General features: G+C 27.1%; 17 protein-coding genes. 2 read left to right on the top strand and 15 right to left on the bottom strand.

Features of this window, described 5'->3' with window-relative positions; all coding sequences use genetic code 11:
* Nucleotides 1-55 precede the first annotated feature (55 nt).
* Together CW731_RS03425 and CW731_RS03430 are read left to right on the top strand one after the other, a co-directional pair.
* Nucleotides 56-1,132, top strand: coding sequence for a PorV/PorQ family protein (locus CW731_RS03425; protein ID WP_100945414.1), 1,077 nt, complete (start codon nt 56-58; stop codon nt 1,130-1,132).
* 5 nt (nt 1,133-1,137) lie between these two features.
* Nucleotides 1,138-2,322 (top strand): DUF4105 domain-containing protein, encoded by a 1,185-nt coding sequence (locus CW731_RS03430; protein WP_100945415.1) that lies wholly within the window; start codon nt 1,138-1,140, stop codon nt 2,320-2,322.
* Here the strand turns inward: CW731_RS03430 and CW731_RS03435 are convergent.
* The 15 genes from CW731_RS03435 to CW731_RS03505 all read right to left on the bottom strand — a co-directional run bounded on the left by CW731_RS03435 (nt 2,302) and on the right by CW731_RS03505 (nt 18,389).
* Nucleotides 2,302-3,681 carry a sugar transferase gene (locus tag CW731_RS03435; RefSeq protein ID WP_100945416.1) on the bottom strand — a complete coding sequence of 460 codons (1,380 nt, stop codon included), beginning with the start codon at nt 3,679-3,681 and terminating at the stop codon, nt 2,302-2,304. The two genes, CW731_RS03430 and CW731_RS03435, sit on opposite strands and share 21 nt — an antisense overlap.
* Nucleotides 3,681-4,421 (bottom strand): glycosyltransferase family 2 protein, encoded by a 741-nt coding sequence (locus CW731_RS03440; RefSeq protein ID WP_100945417.1) that lies wholly within the window; start codon nt 4,419-4,421, stop codon nt 3,681-3,683. The genes CW731_RS03435 and CW731_RS03440 overlap by 1 nt, the downstream gene beginning before the upstream one ends.
* Entirely contained in the window at nt 4,414-5,700 is a 1,287-nt protein-coding gene (locus tag CW731_RS03445; protein ID WP_232734713.1) for a phenylacetate--CoA ligase family protein, read from the bottom strand. Before CW731_RS03445 ends, CW731_RS03440 begins: the two co-directional genes overlap by 8 nt.
* Complete coding sequence (locus CW731_RS03450) at nt 5,700-6,377, bottom strand: glycosyltransferase family 4 protein (RefSeq protein WP_232734714.1); 678 nt, start codon at nt 6,375-6,377, stop codon at nt 5,700-5,702. Before CW731_RS03450 ends, CW731_RS03445 begins: the two co-directional genes overlap by 1 nt.
* A 316-nt stretch (nt 6,378-6,693) precedes the next feature.
* A complete protein-coding gene (locus CW731_RS03455; protein ID WP_100945419.1) occupies nt 6,694-8,061 on the bottom strand; it encodes an O-antigen ligase in 1,368 nt (455 codons plus the stop codon).
* A gap of 1 nt (nt 8,062) precedes the next feature.
* Complete coding sequence (locus CW731_RS03460; protein ID WP_100945420.1) at nt 8,063-9,139, bottom strand: glycosyltransferase; 1,077 nt, start codon at nt 9,137-9,139, stop codon at nt 8,063-8,065.
* Nucleotides 9,132-10,259, bottom strand: a complete 1,128-nt coding sequence (locus tag CW731_RS03465; protein WP_100945421.1) for a glycosyltransferase — start codon at nt 10,257-10,259, stop codon at nt 9,132-9,134. Before CW731_RS03465 ends, CW731_RS03460 begins: the two co-directional genes overlap by 8 nt.
* Nucleotides 10,256-11,383 carry a glycosyltransferase family 4 protein gene (locus CW731_RS03470; protein WP_100945422.1) on the bottom strand — a complete coding sequence of 376 codons (1,128 nt, stop codon included), beginning with the start codon at nt 11,381-11,383 and terminating at the stop codon, nt 10,256-10,258. Before CW731_RS03470 ends, CW731_RS03465 begins: the two co-directional genes overlap by 4 nt.
* On the bottom strand, nt 11,384-12,751 hold the full coding sequence (locus CW731_RS03475; RefSeq protein WP_100945423.1) for a hypothetical protein: 1,368 nt from the start codon (nt 12,749-12,751) through the stop codon (nt 11,384-11,386).
* Between the two features lie 6 nt (nt 12,752-12,757).
* Nucleotides 12,758-13,408, bottom strand: coding sequence for an acylneuraminate cytidylyltransferase family protein (locus tag CW731_RS03480; RefSeq protein ID WP_198519845.1), 651 nt, complete (start codon nt 13,406-13,408; stop codon nt 12,758-12,760).
* A 2-nt stretch (nt 13,409-13,410) separates the two neighbouring features.
* The gene (neuC, locus tag CW731_RS03485; protein ID WP_100945424.1) at nt 13,411-14,544 is read right to left on the bottom strand and encodes a UDP-N-acetylglucosamine 2-epimerase; all 1,134 of its coding nucleotides are present in this window, start codon (nt 14,542-14,544) and stop codon (nt 13,411-13,413) included.
* Nucleotides 14,537-15,580: an N-acetylneuraminate synthase gene (gene neuB / locus CW731_RS03490; RefSeq protein ID WP_100945425.1), complete on the bottom strand. Its 1,044-nt coding sequence runs from the start codon at nt 15,578-15,580 to the stop codon at nt 14,537-14,539. The genes neuC and neuB overlap by 8 nt, the downstream gene beginning before the upstream one ends.
* Complete coding sequence (locus tag CW731_RS03495; RefSeq protein ID WP_157812180.1) at nt 15,573-16,205, bottom strand: CatB-related O-acetyltransferase; 633 nt, start codon at nt 16,203-16,205, stop codon at nt 15,573-15,575. The genes neuB and CW731_RS03495 overlap by 8 nt, the downstream gene beginning before the upstream one ends.
* 13 nt (nt 16,206-16,218) lie before the next feature.
* Nucleotides 16,219-17,238 (bottom strand): glycosyltransferase family A protein, encoded by a 1,020-nt coding sequence (locus tag CW731_RS03500; protein ID WP_100945427.1) that lies wholly within the window; start codon nt 17,236-17,238, stop codon nt 16,219-16,221.
* The gene (locus CW731_RS03505; RefSeq protein WP_100945428.1) at nt 17,235-18,389 is read right to left on the bottom strand and encodes a glycosyltransferase; all 1,155 of its coding nucleotides are present in this window, start codon (nt 18,387-18,389) and stop codon (nt 17,235-17,237) included. Before CW731_RS03505 ends, CW731_RS03500 begins: the two co-directional genes overlap by 4 nt.
* Between the last annotated feature and the right edge of the window lie 5 nt (nt 18,390-18,394).

The following is an 18,394-nucleotide window of genomic DNA, read 5'->3' on the forward strand; positions in this document are numbered from 1 at the left end:
TTGCAAAACAACTGTTATTTTAATAGTATTTAAGATATTTGTTACAGAAAATTTTATGCTTTTGAAATTCAGAATTTTACTTTTATTCTTATTTTTTTCATTCTTATTAAACGCACAAGCCTTTAGAAATTACTCTAATGAGTTTTTAAATATTGGTGTAGATGCCGCTGCTTTAGGAATGAGTAAAGCTGTTGTTGCTACTTCTAATAATGTGAATTCAATTTACTGGAATCCAGCAGGTCTAGTTGGTATAGAAGATTATCAAGGTTCATTAATGCATGCTTCTTACTTTGCAGGAATTGCAAATTACAATCATGCAGCGTTTGCAATGCCAATAGATAAAGAAAGTGCTTTGGGTATTTCTATAATTCGTTTTGGCGTAGATGACATTTTAAATACTACAGAATTAATTGACAGCGAAGGGAATATCGATTTTAATAGAATCAGTCTTTTTTCTGCTGCAGATTATGCTTTTAACATTGCGTATGCTAGAAATCTTATTTTTAAAGATGTAAAGTTTGGTGTAAACGCTAAAATAGTAAGAAGAACTATTGGTGATTTTGCTTCTTCTTGGGGTTTCGGGTTTGATGCAGGTATTCAATTTGAAAGAAATGCTTGGAAATTCGGATTAATGGTAAGAGATATTACCACAACTTTTAATAGTTGGGCAATAAATAAGGTTGAATTTGATAAAATTAAAGATGCAATTCCTGGCCAAAATCAAGAATTGCCAGAAACTACAGAAATTACAAAGCCAAAATTGCAATTAGGTGTTGCTAGAGAATTTAGAATTGGTCGTTTTTTTAACTTACTTACAGAAGTCGATTTAAATGTACGGTTTGCTAAAACAAATGATATTTTTTCTTCGGATGCAGGAAGTGTAGACCCTGCAATTGGTTTTCAATTAGATTATGACAACTTGGTGTATCTAAGAGCTGGTGTTGGTAACTTTCAATATGTAACTCAGTTTAACAATTCTAAATCACTGTCTTTACAACCTAACTTTGGTGTTGGTTTTAATTACAGAGGAATTCATGTAGATTATGCATTAACAAACATTGGTAGTGTTGGTAATGCTTTATTTTCTAATATTTTTTCAATTACGTTCGATTATACTTTTCTTAGACCTTAATTATTATGAAGAAAAAATTACTCTTTCTTATATTACTTTGTTCTTTTTCTATTCAAAAAAACAAAGCGCAAGTACATCTTTCTGTTAACTCAGAAATTTCGATTGTTACTGCGGGTCCTGGTGAAGAATTATATGAAAAATTTGGGCATTCTGCAATCAGAATTAAAGATCCTATTTTAAACTTAGATCTTATTTATAACTATGGAGTTTTTGATTTTGAAGCACCTAATTTCTTATTGAATTTTGCACAAGGAAAAATGTATTATTTACTTGCCAAGTACGATTTTAAATACTTTTTAGCGAGTTATAAAAAAGATAAACGTTGGTTAAAACAACAAGTTTTAAATTTGAATCAAGATGAGAAACAACAATTTTTTGTTTATTTAGAAAACAATGCATTAGAAGAAAATGCAACGTATTTATATGATCCTTTTTTTGATAATTGTGCTTCTAAACTTAGAGATATTACTCAGACAATTTTAAATGAAAATGTCCTTTTAAATTCTAATAAAATTGAAAATAATAAAACATTAAGAGGTTTAATGAACCAAGAAATCTATTGGAATACTTGGGGTAATTTCGGAATTAATTTAATTGCAGGAACTATTTTAGATACAAAAAGGAATCAATTAGCATATACCTATTTACCAGATTATCTTTATGAAACCTTTAAAAATGGAAAAATTAAAAGCACTGATAAATTAATAAATTTGGTAAAAAGAGAAGATATTTTATTAAATTTTGATGAAATTGGTAATTCTTCAAGCTTCTTTAGTCCTTTAACAATTTTTATGTTGTTTTTATTAATTGTAATTTTTATTACTTATAAAGATGTTAAAAATAAAAGGAGAACTAGATCATTAGATTTTACAATCTTCTTTATTACAGGGCTAGTTGGATTAATTTTAACTTATTTATGGTTCTTTTCTTCACACAAAACTGCACCTAATAATTTTAATATCTTATGGGCTTTTTTACCTAACTTATACTTTGCTTTTAAAATATCGAAAAAGAACTCTATAATGTGGCTTCAAAAATATGTTTTAATTCTCTTGCTGTTTTTAGTTTTAATTTCGTTTTTATGGATATTTGGAATTCAAGTATTTCCTATTGCAGTCATTCCGCTTTTAATTTTACTTTTTATTCGGTATGTATTTCTCTACAAGTATTTATTGTCCTCTATAAAATAATACGGTAGTTATGGTCTTAATCAAGATTTTAAAATCTAAAAAAGCATTTCTTTCCTTAATATAATACAAGTCGTACCTTAACTTTGTCTCTTGCTCTTCAATCGTATTTGCATACGGGTAATTAACTTGTGCCCAACCCGTTAACCCCGGCCTAACAACATGTCTAATTGCATAAAAAGGTATCTGACCTTCTAAATCCTTAACAAATTTAGGTCTTTCTGGTCTAGGCCCAATAATACTCATCTCTCCTTTTAGAATATTAAAAAACTGAGGTACTTCATCTAATCTTGTATTTCTCAAAAATTTACCAAAAGCAGTAACTCTAACATCATTTTTTTGCGCCCAAACGGCTCCATTTTCTTCTGCATTTGTAACCATAGAACGAAGCTTAAATATTTTAAATACTTTTCCATTTTGACCTACTCTTTCCTGAGAATAAAATAGTGGCCCTTTATTTGCAAATAAATTACCAATTAAGATCAAAGGAGAAATCATCAAAAATAAAATAAGACCAAAGAAAGAAACTATTATATCTACAAGTCTTAAACCAAAGAGATAAAACCTGTTACTATTATTCTTGCTAAAATTTATATACTTGTAGAAATTATGTTCTAAATACTCTTTAGGAATTCTAAAGTTCGTTTCTTCATAAAAGCTTTCATAACTTGTAATGTTTAATCCTTTTTGAAATAAAAATATTAATTCTTTATTAATAGAATTTACTACTTTATCAGATAAGCCCTTTTTTGATACAATAATTTCATTAATGGTATTGTCTAGAGAAAATTCAATTAATTTCTCTGTATTTATATCTCTAAATCCATCTATGCCATCAATATTTCTATCTGAAAAATAAGCTCTTAAACTATGAAAATTATCGCCTTTAATTTGGCTAATCATTTTTTCAATTTTGTCTGATTTTCCAATAAAAATTACGGTTTTAAAAAATTTTGGAGAAAAAATTACTTGTATATAAATAAATCTCCAAAGTACAATTGGTACAATTAAAATTAAAAAAAGATAGACAATTTGAAGCCTATTACTAGGTAAAACAGGAGTGAAAAAAGGGGTGAAAATATAAAAAACTGTAGTTACAAAAGCCGTTATTACAATGCTTCTTACGACTAAGTATCTGTTGTTTGAAATATTTAAATTGAATAGCTGAAATATTTCACCAAAAATTAAATAGTAAAAAATCAATAAAAATATCCATCCAAAAACATGGTCATTTTCAAAATTAAAATAATTAAATTCTAATAGTTCAAAAGACATAAACAAACTGGTCATTATAACCAGTACATCTATGATTCTAAGAAGAATTTTTCTTTCAGAAATATTAAAGTATTTTTTTTGAAGCATTAAAATATCTTATTTAAGATGTTTGACGTTACATAAAATAAAGATTCAAAATAAGATAATTTTTCTACTTTTTTATATAAAATCCAATTCCATTTTAGCATTTCCATTTTATTGTTAGATATAGAGTTACTTCTAACTCTATAAAAGGCTAAAACTTCTTGGAAACCGTATGCCATTTTTTCTTTTTTTAGAATTTTAAGCCACAGTGCATAATCTTGTCTTTTTCTAATTTCAGGCATATATATCTTACCTAAATTAGCACTATTATACATGGCTGTTAGACACCCTATTTTATTTGAATACAACATTTGCTTGTAATTTAACTCTGGCTTACAAAAAACAGTTTTCTTTGGTGCTACATCATTTTCACTAATAATATTATAAGAAGTGTACGTTAGATTGTAATTATTATGAACCATAAAAGCGAGTTGCTTTTCTAACTTTTTTGGCAACCATAAATCATCACTATCTAAAAAAGCAATAAAATTACCGTTAGCTTCTTTAATGGCTTTGTTTCGAGCTACAGCTGCTCCGGAATTCTCACTTAATTTTAAAAATTTTATCCTTTTATCAATTTTAGAATATTCCTCAATAATGTCTAAGCTCTTATCTGTAGAACAATCGTCTACAATTATAAGTTCCCAGTTTTTGTAGGTTTGAGCTCTTATACTTTGTAGCGTTTGCGCTATAAATTTTTCTGAGTTATAATTTGGAGTAATTATTGAGACTAAACTATCCATTTATTTTAGAAATAAAATTTTTAAGTTTGTTTTTTTTATGAGTATTAAAAGTCGTGTTCTTTTTTATAATATAACTAATATCTTTCTTAAAATATTTTTCTATTTCACCAACCAATTTACTTTCTTCTGAAAAGTTAATATTTTGTTCAATCAAAAAAATCAATTCTCCTTTTTCTTCTTGAATTACTTGATAATTTAATTGAAGATTAAAGTTTTTAGAGAGGTTTTTAAAAACATAATATAGATATAAACTCGGATACGTTTTGTTAAAACCGTAAATATTTTCTCCTATTCGGCCGGTAACTTCCTCTAAAACCTGATGCTTTAATCCACATTTACACTTTTCTCCACTTAAATCTAACTTAATATAATCTCCTAATCTGTAGCGAATAATAGGAAAAGAATGCATTTGAAGATTGGTTACTACTATTTCATTGTCAATTTCCTCTACAAGTACACCTTCCATGTTTATGTGCATATGGCCAAAAGGGCATTCGAAAGCTATAATTCCAGATTCCGTAGCTCCGTATTCACTTATAATCTTAGAGCCAAAAGCTTTTATGACTTCTTTCTGGTAGCTATCTAATATTTTTTCTGAAGTACCTTTCACCATCTTAATTTTAGAAGGTTTAGATATTTTTTTAGCATTAATTAAAACTGCTGTTTGATAAATCATTGAAGAATACCCATGAACATAACTCGCCTTTTTCAACTTAATTATAAATTTTTTAAGTTGATTTTCATCAAAACTAAAAACCCTAAATCTGTTTTGAATTTTATCTAACAAATTATTTTTACATTTCTTTAAGAAAGAAAAATTTGATCCCCAAAAATAGCCATTTCTTTCCCAAGAATTTACATTGTACCAAGAATACCCTCTTTTTATAGCTGCTCTATTAAAAGAATCAGCAGCTTCTTCTCTATTAAAAACTAAAGTTTTACCGCTAGAACCAGAGGTTCTTGCCACAAATTGTTTTTTAAAGTTAAGATTTGTATGTACATCAGACCTATATTTAAAAAGTTCTTCTTTTGTAGTAATGGGTATTTTTTTTAATTCTGATAAAGAATTAAATTCAGACACATTTATATCTTTTAATTTCTCTTTGTAAAAGGGGGAATTATTAATTGCTATTTTTAATAATTCTTTCAGTTTTTGAAGTTGGTATTTTTCTAATTCATCTAAACTCCATTTTTCAGAAACCTTAAGAAAAAAATATTTTTCCTTTAATGAAGGATTTCTTAGCCTTTCACCAATTTTATAAATAATCCTATAAATCATTAGTTTAAGATTTTTAACCAATCAGTTCTTAGATGCTCCCAACCAAATTTTTCAACTTTTTTTCTTGCATTTATAGTAATGTTTTTATGATTTCCGTCGATTAAGGAAATTACACACGTAACCATTTTTTCAACATCATTTTTAGCTACTAATAAACCATCTTCCTTATTTTCAATTAAATAAGGAATACCTCCAACGCTTGTTGAAATTACAGGCAAACCCAATGCCATAGCTTCTATTACGCTTACAGGAGTATTATCTAGATTAGTTGTATTAATAAAAATATCATATTCTTCTGCTTTTTTATGCCACTCTTTTTTTGAAAGAAAACCAGTAATTTCAATATTGTTTAATAAATTATACTTTAAAACGAGCTCTTCTGCTTTTTTTAACGAACCATCCTTATCAGGACCAATCATACATAATTTAGCTTCGGGATAAATTTTCACTAATTTCCTTAAAACTTCAATTGCCATTAAAGGATTGTAAACTTTATCAAAAGCTCTTACATAAAGTAGTTTCGGCGCTATCTTTTCTCTTTTAATAAAACTATAGTTTTCGATTTCTAAAGTATTCGATATTTTTTGTACTAAATATCCTTTTTTCTCAAACTCGTATTTTAAATACTCAGAAGGTGAAATATTTATATAAGAATTTTTAAAGATGAGTTTAGACATTTTAGGGGATTTTTCTAACCTATACGGCAAGTTTCCTCCGTGTAAAATAGAAATGTATTTCAGTTTAAAAAATCGTGCTAATTGAGAACAAAAAAAAGCATAATAAAAGTTTGAAGTACTATAGGTATCTATTAACACATAATCCACCTTTTTCCTTAAATTAAGAATACAAAAACACATATCGAGTAATCTCAAAAACTTATTTACCTTATTTGATGATTTATACATTTTAAACCCTTCTTTGCTTAAAAAGGAACTTAAAATTTTTAAGGTAGTAGGGTTTTTTGTGTGATTATTACCAATATAAAGAATTTGTTTATACATTATCTTGACTGTTAATCTCAATTATATCTTCTAACTCTTCTTCATTTGTATTTGTTATATTTAATAGACTAAGTGCATAAATAAAACCGGGGAGTGCAATTCTCATTGCAGAATGATTAATTGTTAAAAACCATAATATATAAAAGGATGCGATAAATGCTTTTTGATAATTATTTCCTCGAAAAAAGTTAAAAAGAGGAACTGTTAAAAGTAATATTAAAAGAAAAAAGCCAATATAGCCATGCTCTTCCAATAATCGCCCTACCTCGTTATGTGATGCTCCCGTTATTCCTTCTCCTTTATTTAGTCTTTCATACTTTCCATTTCCAACTCCAATACCTAATGGGTTTTGTAAAAAATTTTCTAGTTGAATTTGAAATATGTCAATTCTTCCTGTTGTAATGTCTTTCTGAACACCAATTGCATTTTTTCCTGTATACCTATTATTTAACATTCCATTTGTAATATCTAGTGTGTATAGCCAAATTGATAAAATAAAGACTAATGAAACAATAGAATATCTTAACAAGACAGCAAATCCAATCCTTTTATGTAATAAATAAAAGAAAAGAAATGCCATTAAGGTAATTACAGCAGTTAAAATACCTCCTCTTGAAAAAGTTAAAAGACCTCTGTAAGAAAAATAAATTAAAAAAATAGCATCTAAGAATAGATAACCAGATAGTTTTTTTTTAGATAACAAATAAACCGTTAATATAAACATACCTAAACCAATTGCTGTTGCTACTTGATTAGGTCCAAAATCACCAGAAGTCTCAAAATTAGCTTCACCTCCAAAAACGATTTCACTTAAATCTGGAGTTCTAAGATAGAGATAAATAATCATAGAAAAAATAGGCAGCAGCATAAAAAAAAGCATATCCATTAACTTTTCTAAAGTAATTTTTCTGCTGTAGCAATAAAAAGCAGTAACTCCTAGAACAATTGGCCCACTTAAATTAAATAGAATATTTTTCCTTAAAGACTCACCTTCAGGAACTTGAGTAAACACAATTCCAAGTAATAATAATAGAATATAAAAAACATAGTGTACGGAAAATGATTGTTTAAACCTTCCCAAAACAATTCCCATAATTAAAAATAATATTACAGCATATTTACCTGTTTCATATAAGACAAAGCCTCCTGTCATTCTAATAAAAACCTCAGCACCTACGAGGTATGCAGCAAAAAATAAAGCTTCTTCATTTTCATTATTTGTCTGAAAAATAATAAAAATAGGTAGTACAATAGATATTAAACCAAATAGAGTTGGAAATATACTTAGAGTGCCTAAGTAACCAAAAACTAAATGAATAATAATAAATAACAGTTTATTTTGTAATATTTTTTCTATCAAATTAGAGTGTATAAATTTTTAACAATTGATTCATAAAACTTTCTTTAGAATATTTTTCTAAGATGTTCTTATAATGCTGTTTACCAAATAAGATTCTTTTTTCTTCAGAATTAGCCAATTCATGAAGTGCTTCCTCTAACTCTAAATTATTATTAGGAGTTACTACAATTCCAGATTTGTTATTCTCTACAACTTTAGCACATTCACCAACATTTGTTACAACTACCGGTAATTTAGCCAAACCATATTCTAATAATGCTAAGGGTAACCCTTCAGATTTAGACGGTAAAACAGCAATATCACTTTGTTTTAAAATATTTTTAATATCCAAACAAGAACCGTAAACAAAAATATGCTTTTCTAATTTTAGTTCTTTTATTAATAGAACTATTTTTTTAGAGTATGCTGTATTGTTTATTTGTCCTACTAAATGTAAGGTCCAATTAGAATTTCGTTTTAAAAATGATGCATAAGCATTTATTAAGTTTTCATGATCTTTTTGTGCTCTAAATGCAGCAAGATGAACTATTTTTTTAGTATTATTTCCTCGTAAAAGTGTTTTTTCTTCAAAATTATTAAAGATTGCAAAATTATTTAAAAAGAATAAGTTTTTACAAAATAAATTATTCTTTGCCCAGGTTTTTAAATCCGCATTTACAGAAATAATAGCATTAAAAAAAAGGGAGCTAATTTTTAATGCAGTAACAGGTCTTTTTGCTAAACTATCACTTTTACCATAATGGTCATGCCAAACTATTTTTAATTTCCAATATATAATTTTTGTACAAAAAGCAAAAAAGAAAGACGTAGCATGCGCATGAATAATACTAATATTATTTACTTTAATATATTTTTTTAAACTAATTAAAGCCTTAATGTCTATTGCTTTTTTTCTATTTAAAAATAAATAGCCAACACTAGCGTTAATATTTTTAATTAAACTACCTTCTTTTCTAGTGGCACAAAGGTGAGAGTTCATACCATTTTCAGATAAGGAGTTAGCGATGTTAACTGCCAAAACCTCTGCTCCTCCAGTATTTAGAGAGTCAATTATTTGTATTACCCCAAGTTTACTCATCTATTAGTACATTCTTTATTTCTTGCTCAAAAGAGTTTAAAGTAAACCCTTGAGACCATTTTTGTGCCGATAACACTTTTTTTTGATAGTTGTTTTCATTGTTAATATACTTAATTATTATTTTAACCAGCTCTTCTTTACTTACATTTGATTCTACCAAAGAACCTCTATTACCGTAATCTAACATATAAGGTACACAAGATACTTTTGATGAAATGGGTAAGCATCTCCAAAACATAGCTTCTGCAACTACTTTTGGCCAACCTTCTGACTTAGAAATAAACAATAAAAAATGAGATTGTTTGTAAGCTTCTTTTACTATATTTTTAGGCTGATTTCCGTGTAAAAAAACATTGTTTTCTAACTGATGTAATTTTATATAATTTTCAATTTCATTTCTCATCACACCATCACCATAGATATCTAGACGAATGTTATGTCCTTTTAGAATTAATTCGTGAGTAGTTTTAATACTTAGTAAAGGCTGTTTCCCTACAGTTAAACCTCCAACATAAATTAATCGAACTTGTACAGATAGGTCTTTAAATGAGACCTCTTCAATCTCTTGTTTATGATAACTTGCTGTAAAAAAAGAAACAATATTTTTAGTTTGCTGTGGCCAATCTCCATAGACCAATACTTTCATTTTTTTTGTTAAAAAGGTGTTGGCTAATAACCATTTCTGAAACCTATAGGTAACAGGCTGTTTACTCTGTGGATCCCAATTCCCTGCATATTTTGCTGTTTTCGGTTTTAATGGAAATACTACTTGAACCAAACATCCTAACAAACCGATATTACCAGGACAACGCAAGTGAATGTGAGTAACTTGCTGCATCACTTTATAAATTGACCAACAAATTTTAGGTATAACTAATAAAGATTTTAATGTATTATTAAAAGAAATAATATCAAAACTAGGAATATGAACTACTTTTATTTTCGGATGGTGATAAGCTATTTCAAGGTTAGTAATTTTTTCATTAGAAATAGGTGCTAAAATTATAATTTCATCCACATACTTTGCCCATAAATTCATTTCCCTAACATAGGGTTCATAAGCATACACTTTTCCGCCTTTTACTTTATGAATAGCATGTGTTATAATTCCGAATTTCATTTTTTCAATAATGAATTATAAAAATCAATATTATCTTTTAATATTTTTTCTGAATTAAAAATTTTGAACACATGTTTTCTGCTGTTATCTCTTAATAAGTCTTTTTCTATTGACAATAAGTATGATACTTTTTCATAAATTTCTGTTTTATAAAAAGGATTAAAGAAAACAATTGAACTACTATTTCCTACAATTTCTTTAAAAGGTTTAATATTACTTGCGGCTATTAATTTACCCATCGCCATTGCCTCTATTAAAGTTAAACCAAATGATTCTGCTAAAGATGGAAATATACAGACATGAGCACTTTCAATTTTTTTAGGTAATTTTGAATACGGTATATTACCAATAAATTTAATACTGCCGGTAGTGTCTTCTGAAATAATACTTTTCAAATATTTTATATATGACTCACCTTTATTAGTTACCCAATCTCTACCAGCTATTTCTAAAACAATATTTGGGTACTTTTTCTTTATCAAAGGCATAGCTGAAATTAGTTTTTCAATACCTTTTTTTTCACAAACAGTACCAACATATAATAGCTTGTGTTGTATTTCTACTTTTTTATCACTTTTGTAAAAGGAGTTTAAATCTATACTATTATAAATAGTTTTAAAATTAAATTGGTAATTTAAGAGTCTTTTTGTTTCTTCTCCAACATAATTACTTACAGATATATAATAGTCTGCTTTTTTAAATGATATTTTTTCTTGATAACTTCTCCAAAGAGCTGTTTTTCTTCCTTCCTCAGAAGCAAAAAAATGGTGACCACCATGTAATCTAATTACTTTTTTATAAGTGGTTTCTTTAGAAAAAAAAGCAAAATTAAGTTCGCTACCTTCAATAATATCGATTGGAAGTTCCTTTTGTATTTCAATAATTTTCTTTTGAATTTTATTATTATGATGATAAAATTTAGCAAATTTCCAATCGGATTTCTTTAGCCTATATATATTTACACCATTAATTTTTAAGCTTTCTTCATTTTTGTAAATTCCTATTACAGAAACAAAAACACCATTTTCTATTAATTTTTCGGCTAAAAATTTAACGAAAGTACCAATGCCTCCGTGAGGTTCTTCTTTATTAGGATATTCATTTGTTAAGAAACAGATATGCATCTAATTTAAAATTTCATTTACAATATTCAAAGATATATTTTCATTTTCAATATTTATGATCTTTAACCAATCTTTTCCTAAGGAATGCTTATTGTCAATTGCTTTATTTATAGTACTTAAAAAATTATTTTTTGAATTGATCCAATAAACTTCTTGGTTGGTAGGCATCGATCTAAAATGCTGAAATTTATATATAGTATCTACAGACCAATTCTTATCATAACAAGTATCATAATTTAAATAAGCTGCAGGATTGTTGTAAAAAGCAAAATCATGTGCCATCGTAGAACCAATATTTATAACTAAGTCTGAATGAAAACAGATATTTGCCAGAAGTTCTACATCTCTATAATAAGGAAATAAAGTAGACCAATTATCACTTTCATTGCTCCAAAGAGGAGCTACAGGTACTATTATTTCTTTAAACTTTTCTAATACATAATTATATCTATTAGAAATATCTACGGGACTTCTTCTAAATAAAATTTGAATAGATTCTTCTTTATTATTTTTTTTAATTTCCTCTGATAAATGTTCTAAATATATAGGATCATAAGGTGATGTTAATTCATCATCTCCAGAAAAACAAATAATTTTTTTATTAATATTTAAATTATATTTCTTACAAAAATCTGCTTTATGAATAAGAATCTGCTGTTTTTTATAAAAATCAAACTGAGGAGTTCCAGTAACAATAATTTTTTCTTGATCAATTTCCGGATAAAATATTCTCATTTCATCTTTCATATAATCAGACCATACAATAAACTTTTTAGTTCTAACAGCTAATCTAGCTTTCGGTATATTGTCCCATGAATATATTGCACCAATTGTTTTAATATTTAATTGGTTTGCCGCCGTAATAATAGGAATAGCTCTAATTGATCTTTGATGGGTACAAAATACACTTTCTGGTCTTATTCGATTTAAATACTGAATTTCTTTTTTAATTGAGTATTGTAAAGATTTTTGATATTTTTTTTCTAGACTTAATATTCTATTGTATTTTTTACTAGCATATTTACCTATTTTTTCTGTAAACTTATAAAATAATTTTTGTAACCCTATTTTTTTTGTATTCCAATTAAATAGAATAGTTTCATTTTCAACTAATTTTGAATTGTAATTTAAACGTGCAAAAGCAATTGATTCCCTTAAAAGTTTTTGATTAATAGATTCTTTATAAGGAATCATATTTTGAGATTTAAACTCAACTTCATGGATTTTCTTTACTTCATCTAAAGATTTTTCATCCAAACAATGATAAACAATAATTTCTTTTCCTTCTTTAATTAGGGTCGGAATAATATCAGAAAAGAGATAATTTCTAATACCTGTACCATCTGGTACTACAATTAAAACACTCATAATTAACTATATTAAATCTGTTAAAACATCTACATCTAAACTTTTTTCTTTAGACATTTCATAGTGAATGGTTCTTTGAGTATGTAATTTTTCTAGCTTCAAAAAAATAGCAGTTTCAATTATATAAATAGCCCCATTGGGTTTATAAACTTTAGGTAATTTTTGTCTAGGATAAAAAGGAAACTCATTATTTATTATTCCTTGTAAAAAGCCATTTTTATCTACCTTAAAAGATTTATAAGGATGAACTTCTATATTACATACACTTATAAGTGAAGCTCCTTCTGAGTTTATTAATTTTTGAAATGCTAAATCTATATCTTCTGTTGTTCTTAATGGAGATGTTGGCTGTAAAAGTATTAAATAATCATATTCCTTATCTATGTTTTTTAAAGCATGCACTAATACTGGCTCTGTTCTAGAATTGTCTTTTGCTAATTCTTTAGGCCTTTTTAAATCAATTACCCCATTTGTTTTTCTTGCATATTCTAAAATCTCATCATCATCTGAAGTAACAAGAATATCTGTTATATATTTCGATTTATTTGCTGCATCAATAGACCATTGAATTAATGGTTTCCCATTAAAATTGACCATATTCTTTCTTCGTATACCTTTAGAACCTCCTCTTGCGGGTATAATAGCTAAAACCCTCATAATTATAAATCTTGAAATTGTTTCTGACAATTAACCTCCCAAAGTTCTTCCGATCTTAATAAATTTAGAAATAAAACATCACTATTTCCTTTTCCAAAATCAGACGCTTCAGTGCTTTTTATTTTTAACTTATTTATGGTGTTAATTGTTTTTAAAATGTTTATCGTATTAAATGAAACATTTAATACGGTGTTCCCTTGATATCTATTGTTTTGCCTACTACCAATATCTATAGTTGGTACATTATAAAAAGGGGCTTCTCTAATACCTGCACTAGAATTACCTATAATATATTTAGATTCTTTTAATAATCTTAAAAAATACTCAAATCTCAACGAAGGGAATATTTTAATATTAACTTTACCTTCTAATCTTTTATATTCTTCAAGTATTTCTTCTGTCCCTAAATCATTATTAGGATAAATAACAATGTAATTTTCATCTGACTCTAATAATGTATCTACAAAAATTTTACTTTGCTTTTTAATATTTTTATATTCTGTGGTTACTGGGTGAAATATAGCTATTGCGTATTCTTTAAAAAAAATATCATAATAGTTTTTTACATCTTTTAACTGCGGAAGTTTTTGTGGGTTCATTAAGTCTAAATCAGGAGATCCAATTACAAAAACTGAAGAACCTAATTCTCCCATTTGTATTAATCTTTTTTTAGCTTCTTTGTTAGAAACCAGATGTAGATGAGATAGTTTACTAACAGAATGTCTAATTAATTCATCTATAGTGCCAGAAATTTCTCCTCCTTCAATATGAGCAACTAAAATATTATTTAAACTTCCTACAATTGCTCCCGCTAATGCTTCTACCCTATCTCCATGAACAACAATTAAGTCGGGTTTTTCAATAGCTATATATTCAGAAAAACCTTGTATTGTTTTAGCCAAAGTCCTGTCCATATGTTCTGCACCAACATGATTTTTAAATGTATCAATATTTTTAAAGCCACATTTATAAATTTCATTTACGGTTAAACCATATTTTTTATCTAAATGCATTCCTGTTGCAAAAATTTGTATATCAAAAAAAGAAGACTCTTGTGTAATTTTTATTAAAGATTTTAGCTTTCCAAAATCTGCTCGAGTTCCTGTTAAAAAAACTATTTTCTTTACTTTATTCAATATTAGACCAGTTTAGGTGTGTATCATTTTCTATATTTTTAATTGCTTTTTTACCTAAAATATTATTAAACTCTTCTGCCAATATTTTACCCGTACCAGGTCTTTTAACCCAAATATTGTCTTTAGTAAAAAAGTCTCCTTTTTTAATTGATTTGATAGTAACAACAGTTGCAAAAGCAAAATCTATAGTTACTTGTTCTTCTTTTGTAGGTTCTTTAGTGCCTCCACGCATTTGCCAAATTAAATTACTTCCATCTATCAATTCTTTACAATCATTTTCATCCATAGAGCAAACAATATCCGGACCAGTTCTTTGTTTATGGTCTGTAAAATGACGCTCTAAAATTGATGCTCCTAAAGCAACAGCCCCTAGACAAGCATGGTTAGTTATTGTATGATCTGACAAACCAAAAACATTGTTAGGAAATGCTTTTGATAATTCTTGCATTGCGCCAAAACGCACTAAGTGAACTGGAGTTGGATATAAATTAGTGGTATGCAATAATGCTAAAGGAACCTTAGCTTTTTTAAAAATTTCTACTGCTTTTGTAACACTTTTTATGGTATTCATACCCGTACTTAAAATTACTGGTTTGCCAAAAGAGGCAATGTGTTCTAATAAAGGATAATTATTACATTCACCAGAACCAATTTTATACGCAACAACATTCATTCTTTCTAACCTTTCTGATGCCGCTCTAGAAAATGGTGTAGAAATAAAAATCATTCCTTTACTTTCTACATATTTTTTTAGATCTACTTCATCTTCTTCACTTAACGCACAACGTTTCATTATTTCATAAATAGAAACATCCGCATTACCTGGGATTACTTTTTTTGCGGCTCCACTCATTTCATCATCTACAATGTGTGTTTGGTGTTTTACGCATTCTGCACCAGCTCTAAAAGCTGCATCTACCATTTCTTTGGCTATTTTTAAGGAGCCTTCATGATTAATACCAATTTCTGCAATTACAAAAGGTGGATATTCTACACCTATTTTTCTCCCTAGTATTTCTATATATTTATTATTCATAGATACTTTCCTTATTCTTATAATTTTTAATAAAAAGATGTTTTAAATCTTCCAATTCCTTACCTTCTTTATTCCACCATTCTAGCTCTTCAATTTCCTTAATAATTGAATCTTTAAATCTTTTTTTTATTTTTATTGCTGGTACCCCCCCTACAATAGTATAAGGTTCTACGTCTTTTGTAACTACGGCACCAGCAGCTAATATTGCTCCGTTACCTACTGTAACATTACCTACAATAATTACGTTATGTCCAATCCAAACATCATTTCCAATAATTATTTTTTCGGAAGTTTTAAATTTAACTAATTCTCCATTAAAAAGGTTACTATTAATATAGGATGACAAATTATATATAGGATGATTACTAGAATGTATTGCTACATCAAAACCTAATTGACAATATTTACCTATTACAATATTACCATGTAAAACATTATTGTAACCTAAAGTAGTAGCGTAACCAATAGTTATTTCTCCTGAAAAATTGCACCTATCAGGAACTTCATTTTTTCCTTGAAAAACTACATTTTGTAAACCTCTTGAAAAACCAGAGCATTTTACATTATTTTTCGTTTCTGAAATATTTAAAATTTTATATAAAATTTTCTTAATTAAAATTTTCACTCTGTCAGTAATTTTAATATTTATTTGCCTCATCTTTTGTCAAACCTTTGAAACGTAAAAATAAATTCCAAATTGGAACAATAGAAATTAACTTTCCGAAAATCATATCTTTAAAAATCAAACCCATAGAAGAATACTTTATTTCCTCTAACTTGGGTTTGTTAACTTTTTTATTAGAAATAAGTTTAGTAGATTTTAATGTTTCTTTCATCCATGGCTCAATAACATTACCCATATGATAAGCATAATTATTTTCAGTTGAAACTCTCCACAATCCGTTTTTCAAAACTGGTTTATCTAATAAATCGGCTTCACTATTCCCTCCCAAACTATATGCAGAAAATTTTTGTTTAATACCTTTAAATATACTGCCTCGATATGTTGCTACAAAATGTCCTGCTCCAACAATAACTTTAACATTTTGTTTTTCAATTGTTAAATTTTTCCTTAAATGAACATCATTATAAAAACTGTCATTCCCAATACTATGCGCAAACATTTTTAAAGCATTTGAATTTAATACATTCGTAAACTTTAACTTTTTAGAAAATAAGTTTTCAATAATAATATTTGATGTAAATTGTTTTAAAACCTTGGATGAGGGTACTGGTGAAACGACACCTACTTTTTTAAAGTTTTTAAAAACGTTGTATGTTTCTTCCTGCCAATTTGATAAGAATAATACATCTGCATCCGTTATTGTTATTAAATCAAAATTATGACCTACACATCCTTTTAATATTGCATTTAATTTACCAATATTGGTAGTATTAACCAATTCATGAATTACTCCTTTATGATATAAGTTTTCTAAATAATTAATTACTTTTTCACAACTTCCATTATTTATAACCGTTAGATACGTATTTGTATGGCTAGTTATAATAAATGAATCTAGACAATATTTTAGTATTTGAAAACTATCTTTAAAGTAACCTTCTTCATTTGGAATATAAACAGGTATAATTACCTGATGAAAAAAATTAGATTTATTATTTTTCTTATCTTTATTTGGGTTAAAACCTATTCTCATGAATTTTTACTTATTTCAATATTATCATATAAATCTATTACTTTTTGTTTATTCAACTTATAATCTAACATCGTTTTTGCAATTCTTGTATTCATTTCCGCAGCTTTTTCAAAAAAAATATTATCTTCTATGTGTATAGCTCCTTTAATCAAAGTTTTAATTTCATTAATATCTTCTGGATTATTAATTATTAAACCATTTAACCTATCTTCAATAATTTCTGAAGTTACATTTCCTGGATTCGACTGTATAGGAAATGCATTCATTATAATAGCTTCCAATAATGTATTCGGCATTCCATCTGAAACACTATTACCTATATAAATTTTAGATTTCCCCATCAATTTTAATATTTCAAAGTGAGTTAACTCACTTTTATAAAAAACTTTAAATGGAAGTTTATTCAAAACCACATAATCTAACACTTTTTTATGAGCTCCAAAAACAATAATTTCGTAGCTTTTTAATTTATCTTTTAATTCATTTAAAGCTTTAATTACGTTTAATGCTCTACCAAACTTATGCTCGTAACCTTTAATTAAAATAATATTCCTATTCTTAATAGGGACTTTATTATTTTTTAATTCATTTAATTTAAACCCAGAACCACCAGGAATTACTCCTGTAAAATCACCTATAAAACCAAGTGATTTTGCTAACTTAAAATCTCGCAAGCAATCGGTATGCAAATAGTCAATTCTTTTTAAAACACTTCTTATTTTTATATTATGATTTTTATACTTTTGAAAATAAAACAAGTCACTTCCCCAACATGAGTATATCCATTTTATAGTTGGGTATTTGTTCATTACTTTTAATATTGGATAACTACAGCTTTGCATTTCAAAGCTATGAATAATATCTGGTTGAATTTCTTTTATTATTTTTTCTAATTGTTCGTTTGGAGTAATTTCGATAAAGGGTTGAATCTTATCATATATGTTTGGTTTCTTTTTTTTTAACCAATGCTCCCCTTTTATATAGAATATTTTTCTTTGTCTCCAACCTGTTATTTGTTGCACTCTATCAATAGTTTTTAACCTCCCTTTTCCTAAAATATCAAACCAAAATAACTCAAAAGATGTTTCCTTAAGATTTTCAATCCATCGAATTACATGAACTGAAGGCATCGATATTAAGAGTATTTTCATATTAT

The sequence above is a fragment of the Polaribacter sp. ALD11 genome (assembly GCF_002831685.1).
Classification (GTDB): Bacteria; Bacteroidota; Bacteroidia; order Flavobacteriales; family Flavobacteriaceae; genus Polaribacter.

Bases quoted from the DNA above. Each gene is read 5' to 3' on its own strand.
- CW731_RS03425 (WP_100945414.1), top strand. From the start codon at position 56: ATGCTTTTGAAATTCAGAATTTTACTTTTATTCTTATTTTTTTCATTC.
- CW731_RS03430 (WP_100945415.1), top strand. From the start codon at position 1,138: ATGAAGAAAAAATTACTCTTTCTTATATTACTTTGTTCTTTTTCTATT.
- CW731_RS03435 (WP_100945416.1), bottom strand. From the start codon at position 3,681: ATGCTTCAAAAAAAATACTTTAATATTTCTGAAAGAAAAATTCTTCTT.
- CW731_RS03440 (WP_100945417.1), bottom strand. From the start codon at position 4,421: ATGGATAGTTTAGTCTCAATAATTACTCCAAATTATAACTCAGAAAAA.
- CW731_RS03445 (WP_232734713.1), bottom strand. From the start codon at position 5,700: ATGATTTATAGGATTATTTATAAAATTGGTGAAAGGCTAAGAAATCCT.
- CW731_RS03450 (WP_232734714.1), bottom strand. From the start codon at position 6,377: ATGTCTAAACTCATCTTTAAAAATTCTTATATAAATATTTCACCTTCT.
- CW731_RS03460 (WP_100945420.1), bottom strand. From the start codon at position 9,139: ATGAGTAAACTTGGGGTAATACAAATAATTGACTCTCTAAATACTGGA.
- CW731_RS03465 (WP_100945421.1), bottom strand. From the start codon at position 10,259: ATGAAATTCGGAATTATAACACATGCTATTCATAAAGTAAAAGGCGGA.
- CW731_RS03470 (WP_100945422.1), bottom strand. From the start codon at position 11,383: ATGCATATCTGTTTCTTAACAAATGAATATCCTAATAAAGAAGAACCT.
- CW731_RS03475 (WP_100945423.1), bottom strand. From the start codon at position 12,751: ATGAGTGTTTTAATTGTAGTACCAGATGGTACAGGTATTAGAAATTAT.
- CW731_RS03480 (WP_198519845.1), bottom strand. From the start codon at position 13,408: ATGAGGGTTTTAGCTATTATACCCGCAAGAGGAGGTTCTAAAGGTATA.
- neuB (WP_100945425.1), bottom strand. From the start codon at position 15,580: ATGAATAATAAATATATAGAAATACTAGGGAGAAAAATAGGTGTAGAA.
- CW731_RS03500 (WP_100945427.1), bottom strand. From the start codon at position 17,238: ATGAGAATAGGTTTTAACCCAAATAAAGATAAGAAAAATAATAAATCT.
- CW731_RS03505 (WP_100945428.1), bottom strand. From the start codon at position 18,389: ATGAAAATACTCTTAATATCGATGCCTTCAGTTCATGTAATTCGATGG.